Annotated in this window: 15 protein-coding genes; 8 read left to right on the plus strand and 7 right to left on the minus strand. The window is 70.8% G+C overall.

The genetic code is table 11. The features are described 5' to 3' along the window. Positions 1-240: 240 nt before the first annotated feature. Both yczR and ABD259_RS07360 read left to right on the plus strand, forming a co-directional pair. Positions 241-1,677 carry a MocR-like transcription factor YczR gene (gene yczR, locus ABD259_RS07355; RefSeq protein WP_344106695.1) on the plus strand — a complete coding sequence of 479 codons (1,437 nt, stop codon included), beginning with the start codon at positions 241-243 and terminating at the stop codon, positions 1,675-1,677. A gap of 216 nt (positions 1,678-1,893) precedes the next feature. Beyond that, the gene (locus ABD259_RS07360; RefSeq protein WP_344161119.1) at positions 1,894-3,756 is read left to right on the plus strand and encodes an AMP-dependent synthetase/ligase; all 1,863 of its coding nucleotides are present in this window, start codon (positions 1,894-1,896) and stop codon (positions 3,754-3,756) included. Between the two features lie 140 nt (positions 3,757-3,896). Here the strand turns inward: ABD259_RS07360 and ABD259_RS07365 are convergent, their stop codons facing one another. Next, positions 3,897-4,724 (minus strand): alpha/beta hydrolase, encoded by an 828-nt coding sequence (locus tag ABD259_RS07365; protein ID WP_344106694.1) that lies wholly within the window; start codon positions 4,722-4,724, stop codon positions 3,897-3,899. 377 nt (positions 4,725-5,101) lie between these two features. On the opposite strand from ABD259_RS07365, the gene moaA reads away from it, so the two are divergent. Both moaA and ABD259_RS07375 read left to right on the plus strand, forming a co-directional pair. Continuing rightward, positions 5,102-6,091 carry a GTP 3',8-cyclase MoaA gene (gene moaA, locus ABD259_RS07370; protein WP_344106692.1) on the plus strand — a complete coding sequence of 330 codons (990 nt, stop codon included), beginning with the start codon at positions 5,102-5,104 and terminating at the stop codon, positions 6,089-6,091. A 136-nt stretch (positions 6,092-6,227) separates the two neighbouring features. Continuing rightward, complete coding sequence (locus ABD259_RS07375) at positions 6,228-7,415, plus strand: RtcB family protein (RefSeq protein WP_344161122.1); 1,188 nt, start codon at positions 6,228-6,230, stop codon at positions 7,413-7,415. 142 nt (positions 7,416-7,557) lie between these two features. On the opposite strand, the gene ABD259_RS07380 is transcribed toward ABD259_RS07375, so the two are convergent. Next, positions 7,558-7,806, minus strand: a complete 249-nt coding sequence (locus ABD259_RS07380; RefSeq protein ID WP_344104968.1) for a hypothetical protein — start codon at positions 7,804-7,806, stop codon at positions 7,558-7,560. 676 nt (positions 7,807-8,482) lie between these two features. On the opposite strand from ABD259_RS07380, the gene ABD259_RS07385 reads away from it, so the two are divergent. Both ABD259_RS07385 and mobA read left to right on the plus strand, forming a co-directional pair. Further along, positions 8,483-8,755, plus strand: a complete 273-nt coding sequence (locus ABD259_RS07385) for an SAV_915 family protein (protein WP_344161126.1) — start codon at positions 8,483-8,485, stop codon at positions 8,753-8,755. A gap of 241 nt (positions 8,756-8,996) precedes the next feature. Then, positions 8,997-9,632 carry a molybdenum cofactor guanylyltransferase gene (gene mobA, locus ABD259_RS07390; protein WP_344161129.1) on the plus strand — a complete coding sequence of 212 codons (636 nt, stop codon included), beginning with the start codon at positions 8,997-8,999 and terminating at the stop codon, positions 9,630-9,632. On the opposite strand, the gene ABD259_RS07395 is transcribed toward mobA, so the two are convergent. Continuing rightward, a complete protein-coding gene (locus ABD259_RS07395) occupies positions 9,560-9,772 on the minus strand; it encodes a hypothetical protein (protein WP_344104975.1) in 213 nt (70 codons plus the stop codon). The two genes, mobA and ABD259_RS07395, sit on opposite strands and share 73 nt — an antisense overlap. A 456-nt stretch (positions 9,773-10,228) precedes the next feature. On the opposite strand from ABD259_RS07395, the gene ABD259_RS07400 reads away from it, so the two are divergent. After that, entirely contained in the window at positions 10,229-10,438 is a 210-nt protein-coding gene (locus tag ABD259_RS07400; protein WP_344104977.1) for a dodecin, read from the plus strand. Positions 10,439-10,657: 219 nt separating this feature from the next. Here the strand turns inward: ABD259_RS07400 and ABD259_RS07405 are convergent, their stop codons facing one another. The 4 genes from ABD259_RS07405 to ABD259_RS07420 form a co-directional block, all read right to left on the minus strand. Then, a complete protein-coding gene (locus ABD259_RS07405; protein ID WP_344161133.1) occupies positions 10,658-12,106 on the minus strand; it encodes a metallopeptidase TldD-related protein in 1,449 nt (482 codons plus the stop codon). Further along, the gene (locus ABD259_RS07410) at positions 12,103-13,590 is read right to left on the minus strand and encodes a TldD/PmbA family protein (RefSeq protein ID WP_344104980.1); all 1,488 of its coding nucleotides are present in this window, start codon (positions 13,588-13,590) and stop codon (positions 12,103-12,105) included. The genes ABD259_RS07405 and ABD259_RS07410 overlap by 4 nt, the downstream gene beginning before the upstream one ends. 146 nt (positions 13,591-13,736) lie before the next feature. Continuing rightward, positions 13,737-14,492, minus strand: a complete 756-nt coding sequence (locus tag ABD259_RS07415; protein WP_344104982.1) for a VldE C-terminal domain-containing protein — start codon at positions 14,490-14,492, stop codon at positions 13,737-13,739. Between the two features lie 53 nt (positions 14,493-14,545). Next, a complete protein-coding gene (locus ABD259_RS07420) occupies positions 14,546-15,298 on the minus strand; it encodes a cell wall anchor protein (protein ID WP_344104984.1) in 753 nt (250 codons plus the stop codon). Between the two features lie 251 nt (positions 15,299-15,549). On the opposite strand from ABD259_RS07420, the gene ABD259_RS07425 reads away from it, so the two are divergent. After that, positions 15,550-16,083 carry a flavin reductase family protein gene (locus tag ABD259_RS07425; RefSeq protein WP_344104988.1) on the plus strand — a complete coding sequence of 178 codons (534 nt, stop codon included), beginning with the start codon at positions 15,550-15,552 and terminating at the stop codon, positions 16,081-16,083. Positions 16,084-16,119 lie beyond the last annotated feature (36 nt).

The following is a 16,119-nucleotide window of genomic DNA, read 5'->3' on the forward strand; positions in this document are numbered from 1 at the left end:
AGTCAGCACGAGGCGGCCGAGCGCCCTGCCGCCGGTCACTCGTGTCGAGGGCCGCAGTGACGGAGACACGGGGGATGTGGGGCCGACGAGCGCTGTGGTGTCAGTGGGACGGAAGTGGCGGAGGAACGCGGACAACTGCTCAGGTACTGCCTATATCGGTGTAGCGCGCTGTGACAGCGAGGTAAGAATGGCCTGATACGGCTGCGACCAGTGCAGAGCCAATCGGGGGAAAGTGGTGCCATGCCGGTCGGCGAACGAAGGATCAACGGACAGCTCCTGGCCCGTCTGATCGGGCGAAGTGCGTACGAGCGCCCCTACTACATCGCCGTGGGGAGATCGATCAGCGGTCTCATCCTGGACGGCCGGATTCCCACCCACACGCGGCTGCCCGCCGAGCGCGACCTCGCGACCGCGCTCAAGCTGAGCCGCACCACCGTCACCGCCGCCTACGGGTGGCTGCGCGAGAACGGGTTCCTGGACAGCCGCCAGGGGTCGGGCAGCTGGACCGTGCTGCCCGACGTGGGAACCGGCGCCGGACGCGGGGGATCGATCGTTCCGGACGCTGAGCACATCGATCTGGGAGTCGCGGCCCCCTCGGCCATCGACGGGCTGCGCGACGCCGCCCGGCTGGCCGTCGGCCAGCTCGACGCCCACGTCGGCGGGCTCGGGTACAGCCCGCACGGCCTGCCCGAGCTGCGTCATGCCATCGCCCGCCGCTACGTCGAGCGCGGCCTGCCCACCACGCCCGAGCAGATTTTCGTGACCAACGGGGCCCAGCACGGCCTGGCGCTCCTCATGGACCTGCTGATGGAACCCGGCGACGGGTTCCTGGCGGAGTCGCCGACCTACCCGCACGCCCTCGACATCGCGCGCCGCCACGGGGCGCGGGTGCGCACCGTCGGGGTGACGCCCCGCGGCTGGGACATGGAGTACGTCGTCGACGCCTTCCGCGCCACCAAACCGCGGATGGCCTTCCTCATCCCCGACTTCCACAACCCCACCGGCGCGCTCATGGACGACGACGAGCGGGCCGCCGTGGTCACCGAGGCGCGCCGTTCCGGAACCTCGCTGATCATCGACGAGAGCGTCGCCGAACTCGCCATCGACTCCGGCGACCAGCCGGCCCCCGTCGCCGCGCACGACACCGACGGCCGCGTCTTCACCCTCGGCTCCGCGGCGAAACTGCTGTGGGGAGGGCTTCGCATCGGCTGGATACGGACCACCCCGCCGATGGTCTCCCGGCTCATGGCGGTGCGGCAGCGCGGCGACCTGTCCAGCCCCGTCCTCGACCAGCTGATCGTCACCCACCTGCTCTCCGACGTCATGCGGATCCGGGCCGAGCGCAGCAGCGGGCTCCGCAGGAACCGCGACGCGCTGATCGCGGCACTGCGCGACCGTCTGCCCGACTGGCGGTTCACCCCGCCCAGCGGGGGCCTGGTGCTGTGGGCCGAGCTTCCGATGCCCGTGGCCACGGTGCTGCGCGAGAACGCGGTACGCCACGGCGTGCACTCGGCTCCCGGACCCGTTTTCGGGGGCGAGGGCACGCTGGAGCGCTTCATGCGCTTCTCCTACACCCAACCGCCCGACGTGCTCGTCGACGCGGTCGACCGGCTTGCCGACGCCTACGCCGACACCGTGGCGCGGCCGGTCCCGCTGAATCGGGACCTGTTCGTGTGACCGGAATCGGCCACGGTGCGTCCTCGGCGGCGCCGGCAGAGCGAGCCGACGGCGGAGAACGCGTGAGCGGCGGCGCGCCGCCGCTCACGAGAGGCGGTGGGAAACGCGGCGCGCCACCGAAACCCGGCGCCCGCGTCTTGCCGCGTGGGCGCGAGCGTGGTGCGATTGGCCACCGGGGGTGAGCCAGGCCACACATCACGCATAGGAGTGCGAGTGATGGAGCAGACGGACGTCCTGCGGGCGCGCAAGAGCGTCGAAGCCGAGATCGAGGGCCTCACCCTGGTGGACCTGCTCCACCGGACCGCCACGGAGCACGGCGGCCTGCCGGCTCTCTCCGACCGGGTGGGCGATGGATGGACCACCCTCACCTGGGGGGAGTACCGCCAGGCCGCACTGGAACTGGCCGCCGCCTACACCGACACCGGCGTCGACCCGGGCGACGTCGTCGCCCTGATGATGCCGAACCGCTCCGAGCACCTGATCGCCGACATGGGCGCCGTGCACGCCGGAGCGGTCCCGTTCAGCGTCTATTCCACGTTCTCCGCCGAGCAGATCGAGTTCGTCGCGGCCGATTGCGGCGCCAAGGTCGCCGTCCTCGACGGCGCGGACGAACTCGCCCGCTGGAGACCGGGGCTGGCGCGTCTGCCCCGCCTGCGCACGGTGGTGCTCTTCGATGCCTCGGCGGTGCCGGAGACCCGGTCCGAGGGCGAACCGGAGTTCGTGTCCTGGGCGGAGTTCACCGCGACCGGGCGGCGCGCGTACGCGGCCGACCCCGCCACCGTCGAAGCCCGGACCGCCGCTGTGACACCCCAGAGCAACGCCACCCTCCTCTACACCTCCGGCACCACCGGCAACCCCAAGGGCGTCTTCGAGACCCACCGCCAGGTCCTGTACCAAGTCACCATCACCCAGCGGACCAGTGGACTGCCGCACGGCGGGGCCTCGCTGTCCTACCTGTCCATGGCGCACATCGCCGAACGGATTCTCAGCGCCTACCTGCCGATCACCCTCGCCGGCCACATCCACTTCTGCCCCGACGTCCTGCGCCTGGGCGAGTTTCTGGGCCTGGTCCGGCCGCACGGCCTGTTCGGTGTCCCGAGGATCTGGGAGAAATTGCAGGCCAAGCTGTCGGCCGCACTCGCCGCGGCGCCGGAGGAGCAGCGCAGGGCGATGGAGTCCGCGGCGGAGGTGGCGCGCGCGTACGCCGAGGATGGCCAGTACGGCCGCACCCGCAGCCCCGAGCTGGAGAAGCACTTCGCCCGCGTCGATGCGGAGGTGCTCCAGCCCATCCGCGCGCTGATCGGGCTCGACCGCGCCGTCGCGTGCATCGTCGGGGCCGCCCCGATGCCCGCGGACACGCTGCGGTTCTTCGCCGGTCTGGGCCTGCTCATCCGGGACGTGTACGGGATGACGGAGAACTGCGGAGCCGTCACCGCCAACCGCGAGGACGCCTACCGGTTCGGAAGCGTCGGCAGGCCCCAGGACGGGATCGAGCTGAGCACCGGCGCCGACGGCGAGCTGCTGGTGCGCGGCCCCGTTAACGTCAGCGGCTACCTCGACCGCCCCGAGGAGTCCGCCGCGCTCGTCGACGCCCACGGCTGGCTGCACACGGGGGACATCGGGCACATCGACGACGACGGATTCGTCTACGTCGTCGACCGCAAGAAGGAGCTCATCATCACCTCCGGCGGGGAGAACATCGCGCCGGCCACGATCGAGAACCAGCTCAAGGCGCACCCGCTGATCGGGCAGGCCCTGGCCTACGGCGACGGCCGCCCCTACCCCGTGGCCCTGCTGACCCTGGACCCCGATACCGCCCCCACGTGGGCGGCGGCCCAGGGCGTGGACTCCGCCGACCTGGCCGAGCTCGCCGCACACCCGCGCGTGCTGGAGGAGGTGGGCCGGGCCGTGGAAGCGGCCAACGGCAAGTTGGCCCGGGTCCAGCAGGTGAAGAAGTGGTGCCTGCTGCCGACGGAGTGGACCGTGGAGACCGAGGAGCTCACCCCCTCGCTCAAGCTCAAGCGGCGGGTGATCCAGAGCAAGTACGTCGACGAGATCGGGCGCCTGTACAGCGAGTGAGCTCCGGCGGCGTCGCTGCGGGCGGCTGCCGGAGGACAGCCCCCCACCAACGCCCAGAGCACGGCCCGGGAGTCCGGCGAGCACTCGCGGCCTTCGGCGGATGCGGGTCGGCGGCGCGCCCGTCACCGACCCGTCGCGTCTCAGCCGCGATCTGCGAAGCGCCGGGCGAACCGCACGACCTCGTCGAGTACCTCGCCCCGGTTGGTCTCGTTGAAGACCTCGTGCCGGGCGTCCGGGAAGATCCGTGCCGTCACGTCGTTTCCGGCCAGGGCGTCGATCCCGGTCCGGGTTCCGTCGATGGGCACCACGCGGTCGTCGGAGCCGTGCAACCACAGCAGCGGCATCGTGCCGACGCAGCCGTCGGCGGCGATGAGCTTCAGCTCGGTGTCGATGGCCTGCAGGGTGGGGCGCTTGAACGGGCCGTGCCAGACCAGCTCGTCGGCGGCGTAGGCGGCGCCCACTTCGGGATCGCGCGAGAGCGCGCCCGGATCGATGGGGGTGTGCGGGATCTCGTCCAGCGGCAGCAGTTCCTCCAGCACGTTCCACCTGCCGAGGACCGGTCCGGACAGCACCAGTCCGGCGACCTCGGCGGGGTGCACCTGCGCGTAGCGCGACGCGATCATGCCGCCGAGGGAATGTCCGATGAGGACGAGCGGGAGGGAGCGGTAGGCCGTACGGGCCTGGGTGATCACCCGGTGCACGTCCTCTACGACCCCGGAGAAGTCGTCGATCAGCACCCGCTCACCCGAGGAGTGGCCGTGCCCGCGGTGGTCCAGACCGTAGACGGCCGCGCCGTGCCCGCACTGGTGGCGCGCCACGTGCTCGTAGCGTCCGATGTGCTCGCCGTAGCCGTGGACGAGCACCGCCAGCCAGTCGGGCTCCTCGTCGGTCGCCACCCAGGCCCGCGCTGACAGGTGACCCGATCCGTTCGGCCCTCCCGGCAGCCGCCACTCCCTGGTACTGATCACCGTGCCCCCTCGATCCCGGTCCCGGATTCGCCGTCCATCGCCCAACCGCGATGTCATCGGCAGGGTAGCGGGGACACCGCCCCGCTCTCGCGCACCTCCGCGGAGAGGTGACGGCTGTCACATGATCTGAATCCTCTGAACGGGAACGACGCCTCTTTGTGCGGCTCGACGAGTGGATTCAACTGAAAATGGGGTAATTGTCGGTATTGCTGATGTTCGTTGCTGTTCATCCTGCGGCGTGGCGGACGAACCCGGTTTCCACCGTCTTCTAGGCTGGAGATCACATGGCGGGGCGCCACGGCACGGCATCCCGCCCGCAGACACGTATCCGTACCGGACCGCAGCTGGACTGCCACCGGAAATGGGAGGTGACGCCCATGCTGACCGATTCCTACGGAAGAGTGGCTACCGATCTCCGAGTCTCGCTCACCGACCGTTGCAACCTGCGGTGCACCTACTGCATGCCCCCCGAAGGCCTGGAATGGCTGCCCAAACCCGAGCTGCTCACCGATGACGAACTCAACCGTCTGATCCGCATCGGCGTCACCATCCTGGGCATCGAAGAGGTCCGCTTCACCGGCGGCGAACCGCTGCTCCGCCGCGGGCTGCCCGGCATTATCGCCGCGGCCACCGCCCTCAGCCCGCGCCCCAGAACCGCACTCACGACCAACGGCATCGGGCTGGACCGCATGGCGCCCGCGCTCGCCGAGGCCGGGCTCGACCGGGTCAACGTCTCCCTAGACACGCTGCGCCCTGAGGTCTTCGAGAAGCTCGCCCGCCGCCGCCGACTCGGTGACGTCCTGGACGGCATGGCGGGTGCGGCCGCCGCCGGGCTCACCCCCGTCAAGGTCAATGCCGTGCTCATGCGCGACATCAACGACGACGAAGCGCCGGAGCTGCTGCGCTACTGCATCGAGCACGGCTACCAGCTCCGCTTCATCGAGCAGATGCCGCTCGACGCCCAGCACGGGTGGCGGCGCGACACCATGATCACCGCCGACGAGATCCTGGACCGGCTGAGCGCGGCCTTCACCCTGGAAGCCGCCGACGCCTCCACCCGCGGCAGCGCCCCGGCCGAACTGTTCTATGTCGACGGCGGGCCCGCGACGGTAGGCGTGATCGGCTCGGTCACGCGGCCCTTCTGCGGCGCCTGCGACCGGGTCCGGCTCACCGCCGACGGCCAGATCCGCAACTGCCTCTTCGCCCGCGAGGAGTCCGACCTGCGGTCCCTGCTGCGCGACGGCGCCACCGACGACGAGATCGCCGACCGCTGGACCGCCGCCGTGGCCACCAAGCTGCCCGGACACGGCATCAACGACCCCACGTTCCTGCAGCCGGCCCGGCCGATGTCGGCGATCGGAGGCTGAGGCCGGGGGCCCGGCAGCGGGCATAACGGGAGAAAACAGGTTGCCGCCGCACCGCGCCTTGTGGCTTTATACAGGGGCGCGAAAGCGTTGGGCCGTCGCGCGACCGATTCCCCGTTGTGAAAGGGAGGTGGCCCTCATGCCGTACACCGAAGCTCCGGGTGCGCGTGTTCCGATCCGGATGTGGGCCGACCCACACACGGTCGAGGCCGCGGCCATGGACCAGCTCCGCAACGTCACGCGCATGCCGTGGGTGCACGGGCTGGCCGTGATGCCCGACGTGCACTACGGGAAGGGCGCCACCGTCGGCTCGGTCATCGCCATGCGCGACGCGGTGTCCCCGGCCGCCGTCGGCGTCGACATCGGCTGCGGCATGACCGCCGTCCAGACGTCGCTGACGGCCCAGGACCTCCCCGACGACCTGCACCGCCTGCGCTCGGACCTGGAGAAAGCCGTCCCGGTCGGGTTCCAGATGCACAAGACGCCGGTGAACCCGCGCCGCATCCACGGGCTCAAGACCGGTGACTGGTCGAAGTTCTGGGACCGCTTCGACGACCTCGCCCCCGCGGTCCACGCCCGGCGCCAGCGCGCCGAGAACCAGCTGGGCACGCTGGGCGGCGGCAACCACTTCCTGGAAGTCTGCCTGGACGACGCGGGCACGGTGTGGGTCGTGCTGCACTCCGGGTCCCGCAACATCGGCAAGGAGCTCGCCGAGTGCCACATCGAGAAGGCCCGCAAGCTGCCGCACAACCAGGACCTGCCCGACCGCGACCTCGCGGTGTTCGTCGCCGACACCCCGGAGATGGAGGCCTACCGCCGCGACCTGTTCTGGGCCCAGGAGTACGCGCGCCGCAACCGCGACGTCATGATGGGCCTGGCCTGCGACGTCGTGCGCAGGGCGTTCCCGAAGGTGCGCTTCGAGCAGTGGATCTCCTGCCACCACAACTACGTGGCCGAGGAGAACTACGACGGTGTCGACGTGCTGGTCACCCGCAAGGGCGCGATCCGGGCCGGGGCGGGGGATTTGGGGATTGTTCCTGGAAGTATGGCGAGCGGCACGTACATTGTGCGCGGTCTGGGCAACCCGGCCTCGTTCAACTCCGCCTCGCACGGCGCTGGCCGCCGGATGAGCCGGAACAAGGCCAAGAAGACCTTCACCCGGGCCGACCTGGTCGAGCAGACCCGGGGCGTGGAGTGCCGGAAGGACACCGGCGTGATCGACGAGATTCCCGGCGCGTACAAGGACCTTTCCGAGGTGATCAACGCCCAGTCCGACTTGGTCGAGGTCGTCGCCCACCTGCGCCAGGTCATCTGCGTCAAGGGTTAGGGGCCTGGTGCGCGGACGCTCGCACGGGACGGCCGGGAGCTGGAAACATTGGGCGTACGAACCATCCCGAGATTGGGGCGCCTGAGGGCGCGTGGCGTGCCGCCGGTGCTGGTCAGCACCGGCGGCACGGGGCGTCCGGATGTCAGCGGAAGTGGATCATCAGCGCCCACACTCGGTTCCCGTCGACGTCGGTGGCCGGATTGCAGGCCCACTTGTCCGCGGCGGTATGGGTTTTGACGTAGGCGCGGCCCGTCTTATCGCATCCGATGGCGGTCCGCTGCAGACTGTGGAACCTCCACGAGTCGGCCACGGCCGTTCCCGCCAGCAGGGTGAGGCTCATCAGCGACGCCGCGGCGACCGCCGCCGCGCGCTTCACCAGCATTCCGGTCATAGATGCCCTCCTGTGCTACGTCGGCAAGTCGAAGCCGGAACCATAGTGGCGAGGGCTTGCGAGGGATAGGGGACGCGGATGTCCGGACGCGGCCACGGCCAGCGGGCGTGACGCGGTGGATCATTCGCGGGAGAAATCGACCGGGAATTCCCCCGCCACCGACCCTGCCATCTTTTGGGAGATTCCTTCCGGCTCCGGCCGCAGATCCCGCTGGGCGCGCTGGCTATCCGGCACGGTGTAGCAGCAATGGCAAAATTCGGTCACCTGGCCGATTCCGCCCCGGGTTTCCGGCCGACCGCGGGTACTTTTCCTCGCTGTGCCAGCCAGCCGGCGCATCGGCGCGATTGGGGGTGATCCAGTCGTCAGCTGCTGGTCGAGGCGATACACGACCGTCATCGGAGTGCGCCGCGTCACACCGCCGTTAACACGTCGTCAATATGGCCTGGCCGTGTGTTGCGCCCGCGTTAACGAGCCTTCTGTCTGGGCAGAGGACTCTTAGCTTGGGCACGGGTCCCCTCCGGCGGGGCCCGAAGCACACCTACGAGGAGGCATTCCCACGATGGAACCGGGAACAGGACCGGAACCGGATGAAGAAACGCCATTACGACCGGGCGGACCGGGAGCCACGGCCACCACGGTGTGTGTACCGGTCCGCGTCACGAACGGTGTCGAGTGCGTGCGGCTGGCACGCCTCGGGAGCGGAGAGCGCGTCGCGCTCGAATTCAGTAGCCCGGAGCGGCTGCGCGCCGCGATGGGCCCCCGGCAGCGGTGGATCCGCATGGCCGAACCGGCCCTGCGCTCGCTGGTCCGGCCCCTGGGCGTGACCCGCATCCAGTCCGACCCCAATGTGGTGGCGACCCCCGCGAGGACACCGCGGACCCGTACCGTCGTCCGCCCCATGAACCAGCGGGCCGTCGGAGCAGCGACCCGACACACGCGGCGCGGCTGACGGACCGCCGATACCCCCGCCACCTCGCCCCTTCCCATCGGCGGCCCATGCCGCCGGGCGTCGTGGCCGCGCGCCCCCGGGCACCGGCCGGTGCCCGGGGGCGCGCGTGTGGCGGATCCGCGGGGGCATATCTGGGATGCTGGGAATGACATGGGCGGTCGGCCGCCGATCGCCGCGCTGACGCCGCACCGCGGGGACGACACCGTTCCCGGTCCGGCACCCGCCATCCCAGGAGCGCCCGATGTCCATCTCCGACCCCTTCGACGCTGTGATCCTCGCCGGAGGCGCGGCACGGCGGATGGGCGGGGCTGACAAGCCCGGTATGGACGTCGGCGGCGCGACCCTGCTGGAGCGCGTGGCGGCGGCAGTGCCCGACGCGGAACGGCTGATCATCGTGGGCCCGCACCGCACCAGCCCCCCGGCCCACTACGTACGCGAGGATCCTCCGGGCGGCGGCCCGGTTCCCGCCCTGCGTGCCGGGCTCGCCGCGGTCGAGGCGCCCTTCTGCGCCCTGCTCGCGGGGGATCTGCCCTTCCTGCGCATCGAGCACATCGGCCTACTCCGGCGCGCGGCCGCTGGGCGCAGCGGCGCCGTGTTCGTCGACTCCGACGGTCGGCAGCAGTGGCTGGCAGGGGTCTGGAACACCGCTGGGCTGCGTGCCGCACTCGACTCCTACACGGGGCGGTCCCTGCGCGGGCTGCTCAGCCCTCTCGACCCGGTGCAGGTCGCTCCGGTCGGACCCGACGACCCCGTGGTGCACGACTGCGACACCCCCGATGAGCTGGCGCGCGCCCGCGCGCTGCTTCACCCCTCGAACTCGGAGAAGGGGACGACCTCGCGCAGGAACCCCCGCATGTCCAGGAACCTCGACAGGTAGTCGCGGTGCTCCTCGCAGGCCGACCAGGTCTTGCGGCGGTCGGGGGTGTGGATCTTGGGGTTGTTCCACACCAGGACCCACTCGGCCGGCGCCCGGCAGCCCTTGCGGGAGCACTGCACCGGCTCGTCGTCGAAACTCATCGTTTACCCACACGGTTGTCGGCCGTCGTCACGGCCAGGGATCAGTCAGCAAAAGGTCACGGCGGCTTCAGCGCCAAAGAAAAAGCGACGCCGGGTGGCTACGGGGGCAAACCACCCGACGTCGCGCACGGTGTTCCGACGGGGGCTCGAAACACCGGCCAAGCGCTCCGACGGGGGACCGAAGCGCTGAATCCCAATGTACACCGCCAGTCCCCTCTGTACGTCAAGAGTCTGTTACGACGTTATCTCGGGAGAGTCCCGTAGAAACGAGGCCAACGCCCACAACCGGAAACTAACCTTCGTGCGCCCCACAGACATCGAAATCGGTTGTCAAAAAACCGACAAATCGCGGGTGCTCCCCTGGTCAAGGCAGTTTCAGCGGTCACACGGCTCGCTGATTGAGCGCAAGCGCGGTGGGAAATGTGCCAGAAGACACACGGAAAGGGGAGCGGTGCCATGACCGAGCACACCTATCGGGTCACCGAGATCGTCGGAACGTCCACCACTGGGCTGGATCAGGCCATTCGCAACGGAATCGACCGTGCTTCGTCCACCTTGCGCGGTCTGGACTGGTTTGAGGTCACCGAGATCCGCGGCCACCTTGAGGACGGTGCCATCGCGCACTTCCAGGTGGGCATGAAAGTGGGTTTCCGGCTCGAAGAATGACCCGGACACCGCCCCTCGCCCGCCCCGCCCCGTCCACGCGCCGTGGCCGGAGCGGGGCCCGGACCGCCTTCGCCCGGGTGAGAGACCGGCGTCGGCAGGCCGCCACACGGTCCACCACGTGAGCCGACACGTGCGTCGGCGGAACCGTCAGAAGCGGCCCGGGGCACCGCCCCGGGCCGAGCATCTCGTCGTCCCGCGGCGCACAGGCGGACGACGCCGTCAGAACGCCTGGCTCACCGTGGACATGTTGAAGTCCGGGATCCGCAGCGGCGGCATGGCGGTGCGCGAGAAGAAGTCGCCCGTCTCGCGGGCCAGCGTACGCGTCGGCGCCCCGGCCTCGGTGGCCCGCTCCAGCAGGCTCACCGGTGACTCGTTGAACCGGAAGTTGTTCACCGCTCCGCTGACCTTCCCGTCCTCCACCAGGTAGACGCCGTCACGGGTGAGGCCGGTCAGCAGCATCGTCTGCGGGTCGACCATCCGGATGTACCACAGGCACGTCAGCAGCAGACCGCGCTCGGTACCGGCGATCATGCCGTCCAGCGTCGCCGACGCCCCCGGGAGGTCTAGGACGAGGTTGTCGATGTGGCCGGTCATGGGCAGACCGGTCAGAGCGGCCGAATGCCGGGTCTGGTTCAGCGCGGCCAGCTCACCGCCGGAGATCCACTCCGTGCGCCGTAGCGGCAGCCCGTTGTCGAACGCCGTGGCGCGCCGCCCCGGCGCGTCGGTCAGCACGAACGGAGCACACTCCAGGCCCGCGGCGGCCGGGTCGCTGTAGAGGGTCAGCGGCAGCCGCGCCAACCGCTCGCCGAGCCGGGTCCCGCCATCGGCACCGGAGAACACCGTCCGGCCCTCGACCGCGTCCCGCGCGCCGTTCTCCCCGTACAGCTCGATCATCATGTCGGCGACGGCCGACGGCGGGAGAAGCGTCTCGTACCGGCCCGCCGGGAGGTCCACCCGGTTGCGCGCCCACTCCATCCGCCGGTTCAGCTCCGCGCCGAGCGCCTCGGTGTCCACGTCGGCGAAGTCCCGGGTGGCCTGCCCCACCCACGTCGAGTGGCCGCCCGCCACTCCCGGCGCCGCCGACTTCGCGTTCAGCTCCACCGTCCCGGTGGGTTGGTCGTGGCGCAGCCGCAGCCCGCTGGAGGTCCCCAGGAACGTCGAGGTCACCTCGTGCTCGGCGTACCCGTAGAGCAGGTGGTTCGCGGCACCGTAGCGATCGAACTCCCGCCCCAGCCCCGGAGCGAACTCGGCGAACACCGAGATGTCCGTGGTCGAGGGAGCGGCGTCCCATTCGCCGCCGGCACCCGCCTCCTGCGGCGTCACCATCGGCTGGGCGTCCTCAGCCGGGACCGCTTCGCGGCTCGCCCGCTCGGCCGCGCGGACCAGCTCCTCCAGCTCATCCGGAGCACCGGGGACCGCCTCCCCGTCGGCGCCCGTCCGCAGCCCGCTGCGCTCCATCACGCCCACGGACGTGCCGTGGGAGCCCTCGGTCAGCGCGATCACGGTGACCGTCCGGCCTTCGGTGACGCCGTTGGTCGTCAGCGAGTTCCCGGCCCAGCGCAGGTTCGCGGTGCTCCGCTCCTCGACCAGCACCATGCAGCCGTCGCCGCGGGACAGCTTCAGCGCCCGCTCCACGATCTCCTGGGCGGTCGACGACGATCGGCTCACTTTCCCGCCTCCTGAACCGTGTTGAGGACCCGCACATCGGCGAACAGGGCGCTCGGGCAGCCGTGGCTGACGGCTGCCACCTGACCGGGCTGCCCCTTGCCGCATCGGAACGTGCCGCCGAGGACGTAGGTCTGCGGACCACCGAGCGCCGTCATCGAGTTCCAGAAGTCGGTCGTGGTCGCCTGGTAGGCGACATCTCGCAGCATCCCCGCGAGCCGGCCGTTCTCGATCCGGTAGAAGCGTTGCCCGGTGAACTGGAAGTTGTACCGCTGCATATCGATCGACCAGCTGCGGTCGCCGATGATGTAGATGCCGCGCTCCACACCGGAGATGAGCTCCTCGGTGGAGGGCCCGTACTGCGCGGGCTCCAGCGACACGTTGGCCATGCGCTGGATCGGCATGGTCGCCGGGGAGTCGGCGAACGCGCACCCGTTGGAGGCGGGCTCGCCCCGCAGCGCCGAGATGCGGCGGTCGCGCTGGTAGCCGACGAGGACGCCGTCGCGCACCAGGTCGAAGGAGGACGTGGCCACGCCCTCGTCGTCGTAGCCGATGCTGGCCAGGCCGTTGGTGACGGTCCGGTCGCCGGTGACGTTCATGATCGGCGAGCCGTACCGCAGCGAGCCGAGCTTGTCCACGGTCGCGAACGAGGTCCCGGCGTAGGCGGCCTCGTAGCCCAGTGCGCGGTCCAGCTCGGTGGCGTGGCCGATGGACTCGTGGATCGTCAGCCACAGCTGGGACGGGTGGATGACCAGGTCGTAGTTGCCCGGATCGACGCTGGGCGCGGCGAGCTTCTCGGCGAGGAAGTCGGGGAGCTCGGCCAGTTCCGCCTCGACGGTCGGCATGTACTCCCAGCCGCGTCCCGCGGGCGGCGAGATCGTGCGCATACTGTCCAGCAGGCCGTCCCGCGTGGCCAAGACCTCGGCCTCCGGAGCGATGCGCACACGCTGCTGCGTGGTGACCGTGCCGGCGGTGTCGGCGTAGAACTTCTGCTCCTTGGCCTGGGAGAGGTTCGCGTCCACGTGGTCGACGCGGGCGTCCTCCAGGAGGCGTCGGCTCCACGCGGCCAGGAGTGAGGTCTGCTCCCGCACCGGGATGTCGAAGGGGTCGACCTCGTAGGCCGATACCCAGGTGGCGTCGGGGTGAGCGGGTTCCGGGGCCAGCTCGATGCGTTCGGTGGTGACGTCCGCGGCCACTTTGGCGACCTCGATGGCGCGGGCGGCGACCGCCGCCGCGGCGTGAGGCGTCAGGTCGGCCCCGGCGGCGAACCCCCAGACGCCGTTGTGGATGACGCGTACCGCGAACCCGAGGGTGTCGGAGTCCGCCGCGGTCTCCACCGCGCCGTCGCTCAGGGAGAGCCGCCGCTCACGGACGCGTTCCAGTCGGAAGTCCGCGTGGTCGGCGCCGAGGTCGCGGGCGCTCTGAAGTGCGGCGTCGGCCAACCCGCGGAGTGGGAGGGCGAGGAAATCCGGGTCGATATCAGGCACGGTTCCCCAACCTAACGGGGGAACCGGCCGAGAACCAGGGGGTGACGCGCGGGTCGCCCTCTGTGACGGTTCCGCCCGATCGCGGCACACGGCCCCACCGGCACGGACATCGCCGCCGGTGTCGTCGGCTCCCCCGGGAGCCCGGGTCACGCGGCGTCGGATCCGCGCTGCACGTCGACATGCACGTGGTCGAGGTGGCGCAGGATCTCGTTGTCCGGGTCGGGGGCGTCGTAGTCCCACCATCCGCCGCGCGAGCCGTGCACGTTCCAGATCTTGTCGTCGAAGATGACGTTGGCCAGGTGCAGCTCCTCGGCGTGGGCCACCAGCCAATGGGCGAGGAGCCAGCCCTCGCGCCGGTTCTCCTCGCTCACCGGGCGGTAGAAGACATCGATGGCGCGGCCGTCGTAGTGCGCGGAATCCGTGCCGTGGCCGTCGCTGATCCCGCCCGGCTCGAAGCCACCGAGGCTCTGCTCGCCGAACACCTCGGCCATCGCCTCGCGCACCTTTGCGGCGCGCGGGGTCAGCCCGGACTCGGTGAGCCCCTCGGCGCCGAGATCGGACGTGGTGGACGCCCGACAGGTGAGGACGGGGCCGGCGTCGCCTCGCGGCCCCTCGGAGAGACGGCGCAGCACGGCCTCGCTGATGCCGGAGGTGTCGGGCGCGTCAGCGCCCCGCGCCCGCAGGGCCACGGCCGTGGTCGCCAGCCGGGCGTCGTCCACGGACAGCGCCACACTGCCCTCCTCGGTCCGCACCGAGCACGGCGGCCCCCACGGTAGCGCGGTCGCGTCGAGCCCAGCGCGCTCCATCAGCCACGGACCGGCCACCACGAGCGATCCGATCAGGGCCACGGCGATCGCCGCGACGACCAGCGTCCGGCGCCCCCCGCAGCTTCGTGCGCGCATGTACATGACTCTAGTGGCTTCCGTGGGGCGGGCGGGGTGGTCGGGAGCCGGCCTCACATGGCGGTCCACAGCACGAACACACCGCCGACGATGAGGGTGAACGCCCACACGCGGTCCAGGGTGACCCACCGCAGCCGCATGGCCTGCACCCCGAGGAAGTCGTAGGCGATCAGCGCGGTCACGGCGGCCGCCACGAACATCGCGGCCGTGTGGACGACGGTGGCGAACACGCCCAGGAGCGTCAGGTCCACGAGGCTCCACCCTCCGCCAGCGGCTATGGCGTCTGATGCCGCTCCGGCGTCGGGTGGACCGGGATCGGCGGGAGCGGTGTCGTCCGCGGGAAGGTGGGCCTGACCGGACGGGGCCGCATGCCCGCCGTGGCCATGGTCTGAGGCATGGCCTTCCCCGATGTTGCCCGCGAGGACCGGAAGCAGCATCAGGCCGGCCCCGTGCATCGATGCCATCAGGAACGACCAGCCGGTCAACTGCCACAGGGACATCCGCACGTCCCGCCAGTGGAAGCTGTGCCGCGCCAGCAGCACCCACAGCCCGGCGGCGACCACCAGGGCACCGCCGACCGCGGGGAACCAGCGCGAAACGATGAGGGAACCGGTGACCGTGATGACGACGGCGACCAGCGCGATCGACGCCGCGTGCCCCGCGGCGAGTGCCGGCAGCGCCCCCAGCACCGCCGCTCTTCGGTGTTCCTGAAGCCCGCGGGCTGTGGCGAGCAGCCACCCCATGGCGGGATTCACACCGTGCAGGGCGCCAAGTCCGACCAGTAGCCACAACTGGGCGACGCTCATGGGGGCTCCCGTCGCTGGGTACGTGCCCGTGAGCGTCACACGGATGGATTATTCCGATCAACGGAAGGGTGTGGTATTGGCCGTTTCCGGCCATATATGTGAGGTGTGTCGTGGCGGTCGATATCGGATCGGGAATACGGTGTTGACGGCTCCGGCTGTCCCAAGAAGGCCAGGGAGGCCCGGATACGACGAAGGCCGAGATGGAGGCGTGCGTGCGGATATCGCCGATAACAGGGGCGTGGGCAGGAACGATGGCCGAACCCGACCGCGCGGAGGAGCCCGAGCGGCTGTCGCGCGAGGCGGGGGTAGGCGCCGAGACGTTCCGCCGCGCCCTGGGCTCGCACGCCGCCGGGGTGGTCGTGGTGACCGCGGCTCCGGCGGAGGGCCCGGTGGGCGTGACCGCGACCTCCTTCACCAGCGTGAGCCTGGACCCGCCCCTGGTCTCCTTCTACATCAACGCGCGGTCGGGCACCTGGCCCGGCATCCGCGACGCGCCCGCTTTCGCGGTCAGTCTCCTCGCTGAGGACCAGTGGGAGATCGCGCAGCGGTTCGCCACCAAGGGGGTCGACCGGTTCGCCCCGCCCACACGGTGGCGGCGCGGAGCCGAGGGACTCCCGCTCATCGAGGGCGCGGTGGGGCACGTCCTGTGCCGCCGCCACGACCTACTGGCCGTGGGCGACCACTGGCTGGTGGTGGGCCGCGTGGCCGCGGCCGAGGTTCGAGCCGAAGACGGCGGCCGCCCGCTGCTCTACCACCGCGGCCGATACGGGCGCTTCGAGGCCTGAGCGGGCCGGCGCGGGCGCGGTGCTGCGCCCGCGCTG

The organism is Nocardiopsis rhodophaea, assembly GCF_039530945.1.
Lineage (GTDB): Bacteria > Actinomycetota > Actinomycetes > Streptosporangiales > Streptosporangiaceae > Nocardiopsis_C > Nocardiopsis_C rhodophaea.